This window comes from Enterobacter sp. CM29 (genome assembly GCF_013179605.1).
Lineage (GTDB): Bacteria > Pseudomonadota > Gammaproteobacteria > Enterobacterales > Enterobacteriaceae > Enterobacter > Enterobacter intestinihominis.
Window position 1 is genome coordinate 1 of record NZ_JABMCU010000241.1, and the last position, 5581, is coordinate 5581.

A 5581-nucleotide genomic window follows, 5' to 3' on the forward strand; every position below is an offset into this window, starting at 1 on the left:
GCGTCAGACCGTGGCTAACGTGCAGCAGACCGTGGCAACAATGAACCAGATGGCGGCGTCGGTGCAGAGTAACTCTGAGACCGCAGCCGAAGTCGACAAGCTGTCGATGGCTGCCAGCAGCGCGGCCACGCAGGGCGGCACCGTGATGCAGACCGTGGTGAAAACCATGGATGACATTGCCGACAGTACCCAGCGCATTGGCTCTATTACCTCGCTTATCAATGACATCGCCTTCCAGACCAATATTCTGGCGCTGAACGCCGCGGTTGAGGCGGCACGCGCGGGCGAACAGGGGAAAGGCTTTGCGGTGGTGGCGGGCGAAGTGCGTCATCTTGCCAGCCGCAGCGCGAACGCGGCTAACGATATTCGCAAGCTGATCGACGCCAGCGCCAGCAAAGTGCAGTCGGGCGCCGATCAGGTCCACGCCGCGGGACGTACCATGGATGATATTGTCGAGCAGGTGAAAAACGTCACGCAGCTTATCGCGCAGATCAGCCACTCCACCTCCGAGCAGGCTACAGGCCTGACAGAGCTGACCCGTGCCGTGGCAGAACTGGACAGCATTACGCAGAAAAATGCTGACCTGGTCGAAGAGAGCGCGCAGATTTCCGCGATGGTTAAGCACCGGGCCGGACGTCTTGAAGATGCGGTTACCGTGCTGCATTAAGAAATGCATGCTTCGATAAAGCCGTTTATTCCTCCGGGGTAAACGGCTTTTTTGTTTTTCAGAATAAGTTATGTTGTTAATGAAATATTAAGTAACTAAAAAAAGCACCCGATTTTTAATTGCTACGCCCCGGATTTATTGAAAGTGAGAAATAAAAAAACGATCAAAGTCATAAAGTTAGCGAGTTTCCTACCGATAACAGCGATCGTCTGAGAAATAATCACATCGATGGGGTAAATATGTTCATACATAACGTAAAGATCGGCACGAAATTATTTCTGGCGTTTGGATTATTTATTGTCCTGATGGTCGTCAGCGCAAGCTTGTCTCTGATGAGCCTGAATCGGGCAAACAATGGAATGCAAACCATTCTTACCAGCGACTATCCAACTACGATAAAAGCGAACCAGTTAATCGACAACTTCCAGGAATTTATCAGCACGCAGCAGCTCATGCTGCTGGACGAACAGGGAACGTACACGACGCAATCAGAACAGCGTCTGAAGGCGATAAGCGAGCGCATCACCGCAATCCTGAGCGAGCTGGACAACGCTCTCAAGGATAAAAAATCCCAACAGGTGCTGGCGGACATCCACGGCGTACGCCAGCAATATCTTGACTCGCGCTACCGCATTTTGCAGGCCGTGCAGAATAACGACCGTGCGGGCGCGATAAACGAGATGATGACCAACACCCTGGACCTGCAACAGTCTTATAAAGCGAAAGTGCAGGCGCTGATTGCGATCCAGGATCATGAAATGCAGAGTGCGGGCGAGCAGGTGGAAGGCGATTTCCGCACTAATCGTCTGCTGCTGATCCTGATTACGCTTTTCAGCGTCGCGGCAGCCAGCCTGACTGGCTGGTTCATTGTGCGATCCATTACCCGCCCGCTGAACGACGCGGTGAATTTTGCGGAGGCCATCGCCGATGGCGATCTCACCGGCAGCATTACCTCGCACGGTAAAGATGAAACCGGACTGCTCCTCACCGCATTGATGGAGATGAAAACGCGCCTGCTGGAGATTGTGCAGCAGGTGCAAACCGGATCGGAAAACATCTCCAGCGCCGCCGCGCAGATTGTCGCAGGCAACCAGGATCTGGCTGCCCGCACGGAGGAGCAGGCCAGTTCCGTTGAACAGACGGCCGCGTCGATGGAGCAGATTACCGCCACGGTGAAGAACACCGCGTCCCACACCGGAGAAGCGACGAACCTGTCTGCCGATGCGGCTGCCGTGGTCAAAAACAACGGCGAGATGATGAAGCAGGTCACCAGCAAAATGCGCCTGATTAACGAAACATCGAACAGGATGTCCGACATTATCGACCTGATCGACGCCATTGCCTTCCAGACCAACATTCTGGCGCTGAACGCGGCGGTCGAAGCGGCGCGCGCAGGTGAGCATGGTCGCGGCTTTGCGGTGGTGGCGGGTGAGGTACGCCAGCTCGCGCAGAAAAGTGCAACATCTGCGAGTGAGATCCGCCAGCTGATTGAAAGCTCCACAAGCCAGACGCAGGACGGCATGAACCTTGTGGAGAAAGCCAGCGGGCTTATCAACGGCATGGTCGGCAACGTGGAAGAGATGGACGTCATCCTGCGTGAAATTCGCCAGGCCAGCCACGAACAGACGGAAGGTATCTCGCAGATCAACAGCGCGATTGGCCTGATAGACGCCACCACCCAGCAGAACTCCGCGCTGGTGGAGGAGTCCGTTGCGGCGGCGGCATCCCTTAACGAACAGGCGATGCACCTGAAAGAGCTGGTTCGCGTGTTCCGCGTGAGCGACGGCGTGCTGGCTTAATCCAGCTGGGAGATCTCCAGTGCCGCGCGGTCAATCACGCCGATAATCTGTTTTAACTGTGCGTCGCTGAGTTCTCCCTGATTAACCTTCAGATCCAGAACCGCTTTGAAGTTATCCAGCGCCCGCTTCATCTGTGGGTTTTTGCGCAGCTGGAACCCGACGGAGCGCGCCTTGATACGCGTCTGGATCTGCTCCAGCTGTTCCCGATTGTCATCCAGCCATTGCTGCCCGGCGGCGTTAATTGCAATCCGCTTACGGCCGTTCTCTTCTTCGGTAATGGTGATCAGCGCCTGATCCTGCAAGTAATCCAGCGTCGGGTAGATCACGCCAGGGCTTGGCGTGTAATGTCCCTGCGTCAGGTTCTCGATCTCTTTAATCAGCTCATAACCATGGCTCGCGTTGCGGGTCAGGATATCCAGGATCACCAGCCGCAAATCACCATGGCCAAAAAATCGTGGCCGGCGTCCGCCGCCGTCGTGTTCGTGTCGCATGTTTCTTCCTCAATTTGATATATCTAAACTATATCTAAGATATATTCAGATGCAATCTAAAAGATCTTGATTTCTGAGTTAATAGCAATCATTATCATTAAAAATTCATTCCGATATATCGTATTCACCTGAGAAGGGCATCAACATGGCATCTACCCGTTACCCTCAACGTGTCCGCAATGACCTGCGTTTTCGTGAGCTGAACGTGATGCGAACTGAGCGAGTCAGCGCAGGATTTCAGCGCATTGTACTAGGCGGCGAGGCGCTGGAGGGCTTTAGCTCTCGCGGCTTTGACGACCATACCAAAGTCTTTTTCCCGGCACCGGGCACCCCTTTCGTGCCGCCTGTGGTGACCGATGAAGGCATCGACTGGGGCGACGGGGTGCGTCCGCAGGCGCGTGACTACACCCCGCTGTACGATGACGAAAAACACGAGCTGGCGCTCGATTTTTTCGTGCATGATGGCGGCATTGCCAGCAACTGGGCGGTAGAGGCGAAGGTGGGCGACAAGCTGACCATCGGCGGTCCGCGTGGTTCGCTGGTGGTGCCGGAAGATTACGCCTGGCAGTTGTACGTGTGCGACGAGTCGGGTATGCCCGCGCTGCGTCGCCGTTTAGAAAGCATCGCAAAACTGCCTGTTCCCCCGGCGATCCACGCCATCGTCACCGTGGGCGATGCGGCGTACCAGGACTATCTGGCGCACCTGAGCGGGTTCAACATCACCTGGGTTATCGGCCACAACGAGCAGGCGGTAGCCGACCATCTTGCAGCGCTGGCCGTGCCGGAAGAGGATTACTTTATCTGGCTGACCGGAGAGGGGAAGGTGGTGAAACGCCTGAGCCGTCAGTTTGAAACCGACGCAATTGACCCACAGCTGGTACGTGCCAGTGCGTACTGGCACGCCAAATAATCAGGCTGCGGGATCCAGCTGCGCTTCGCTCACCTGATGTTCGAGCGAGGCGCATACCTCTCTCAGCGCTTTCTCCTGCTGGGCAAAGTAGGCTTCCATATTGCTGAGCGACGAGACGAGCAGCCAGGACTCTTCCTTCTCCAGCTCTGCCAGCTCGTTCACCAGGGTGTCGATTTGCTCACGCACCTGCGCCATTTTTTTGCGAATACGTTCCAGGTCGTTCAGCCTGTCGCTCGCCATCATCGGTTCAAACCCTTGTTGCAGACGGGCGACCAGCGAGCGAATGGCCTTCACGTCGCCGCGCTGTTTGGCCTGGTTGAGTTGCACCATCATCCTGTTGGCTTCCTCTTTTAAATCATCGGCAACCAGATCCGGGTGGCATAGCTTGCTCGCCTGACGCCAGAGCCGCTTCAGCTCGTTCCGATCCTCTTCAGAGAGAGCCTTGCCTTTACCCAGGCGCACTTCGGCATCATGATGCTGTTCGCGATACTTTTTGTACTCTTCGTTGGCCTCATCGCGCGCCTGACGTGCTGGTTCTTCTTCACGCGTTAAACCGGTCTCCAGCTCCATCGCTTCGGCCAGTAGGTTGGCAATCAGATTACTTTGCTGCTGAAGATGCTTGCGCGCCTCTGCCGCCTGAACGGAATCCGCAGGCAGATCTCGCCAGCGCCGGGTGAGCGTTGTCAGAACCTCTACGGCCTGCGCCATATAGCCCTGGCAGCGGCGGTAATCCTCTTCCCGACGACGCGTCTCCGCCTGCTGACGACGCAGGTTAAGCTCCGCCAGCGTTTTACGCAGGGCGAGGATCTGCTGCATCAACGGCCCGAGGCGGGAGAAATAGAGATCGTTGAATTCATCAAGCTGCTGTACCCGGGCGTTACGGCGATCAATCAGATCGCGCAAGCGCTCTTCCAGAGCTTTCAGCTCCAGCTTGCTGGCCGCCAGCTGCGGGTCACGCCACGGGGTAACGGCGCGCTGGCTTTGCAGCCAGGCGGTGATAGCGCGAAGGGCTGCGGTGTAATTTTTCTGCTCAAGCGCCGCGACGATGGACAGGAGATTATCGTCAAAGGCTTCCTCTTTGAGACGTTTCAACTGGCTCCGGATGATGTCGTCATCTTCCAGCTCAATGGCATTTTTAATGATTTCTAGCCGTTTGATCGGTGTGCTCATGATGCCTTTCGCTCTGGCGCTTAAGTATTTGAGTTAAGGTTAGTTGTTGTAAAAGCTACTGGAAATAATACACACGGATGATGATCGGCGCGATGGGGGATTTCTTTAGTTTTTAGGGTTTGTGAAAGAGTGAGAGTTGTTGAATCTTCCTTCTGGAACGGGGAGCACGGGGTTAAATGTGACCTTAGAGTTCACTTTTGAATGCGTGAGCCGAGAAACTCGAAAATTTGGGGTTCTGGAGGCTGCAGCGGCAGCGGTACGCCGCAATAACTGCCAGAGAATGCTTAACAGCATTAAGCATGATTAAAATACCCCAAATGTATAAAAAGTGCGGAGAGCTGGCACCAGGTGATCGCGCGGGATGTTGCCATTGAGGGGAGGCTACGTGCTGGCAAACCGAGGGGGCGAAAGAATTGGCACTAAAAACAATACAGGGCGGATTAACCGCCCTTTTTTTACGCTGTAACCCGCTCGTTCCACGCGTCCGAGTATTGGATGTTCCCATCGCAATACTTCCAGGTGATCCGCTCATAGCGGAGCTGTA

Annotated in this window: 5 protein-coding genes and 1 pseudogene; 3 read left to right on the plus strand and 3 right to left on the minus strand. The window is 55.2% G+C overall.

Features of this window, described 5'->3' with window-relative positions; genetic code table 11:
- Together HP459_RS20740 and HP459_RS20745 are read left to right on the plus strand one after the other, a co-directional pair.
- Positions 1-667: methyl-accepting chemotaxis protein (locus tag HP459_RS20740; protein ID WP_253939665.1), on the plus strand; the 667-nt coding region annotated here is incomplete at its 5' end.
- Positions 668-906: 239 nt separating this feature from the next.
- Positions 907-2466, plus strand: a complete 1560-nt coding sequence (locus tag HP459_RS20745) for a methyl-accepting chemotaxis protein (RefSeq protein ID WP_171936759.1) — start codon at positions 907-909, stop codon at positions 2464-2466.
- Here HP459_RS20745 and HP459_RS20750 read toward each other — a convergent pair.
- A complete protein-coding gene (locus HP459_RS20750) occupies positions 2463-2957 on the minus strand; it encodes a PadR family transcriptional regulator (RefSeq protein WP_017382401.1) in 495 nt (164 codons plus the stop codon). The two genes, HP459_RS20745 and HP459_RS20750, sit on opposite strands and share 4 nt — an antisense overlap.
- 145 nt (positions 2958-3102) lie before the next feature.
- Between HP459_RS20750 and HP459_RS20755 the strand changes: the two genes are divergently transcribed.
- Positions 3103-3867: a siderophore-interacting protein gene (locus tag HP459_RS20755; protein WP_032626343.1), complete on the plus strand. Its 765-nt coding sequence runs from the start codon at positions 3103-3105 to the stop codon at positions 3865-3867.
- On the opposite strand, the gene HP459_RS20760 is transcribed toward HP459_RS20755, so the two are convergent.
- Complete coding sequence (locus tag HP459_RS20760) at positions 3868-5037, minus strand: DNA repair protein (protein ID WP_063147868.1); 1170 nt, start codon at positions 5035-5037, stop codon at positions 3868-3870.
- 455 nt (positions 5038-5492) lie between these two features.
- A pseudogene (locus HP459_RS20765) lies at positions 5493-5581 on the minus strand (type VI secretion system tube protein Hcp); the annotation flags it as partial.

Coding starts and splice junctions, on each gene's coding strand:
- HP459_RS20745 (WP_171936759.1), top strand. CDS start 907: ATGTTCATACATAACGTAAAGATCGGCACGAAATTATTTCTGGCGTTT.
- HP459_RS20750 (WP_017382401.1), bottom strand. CDS start 2,957: ATGCGACACGAACACGACGGCGGCGGACGCCGGCCACGATTTTTTGGC.
- HP459_RS20755 (WP_032626343.1), top strand. CDS start 3,103: ATGGCATCTACCCGTTACCCTCAACGTGTCCGCAATGACCTGCGTTTT.
- HP459_RS20760 (WP_063147868.1), bottom strand. CDS start 5,037: ATGAGCACACCGATCAAACGGCTAGAAATCATTAAAAATGCCATTGAG.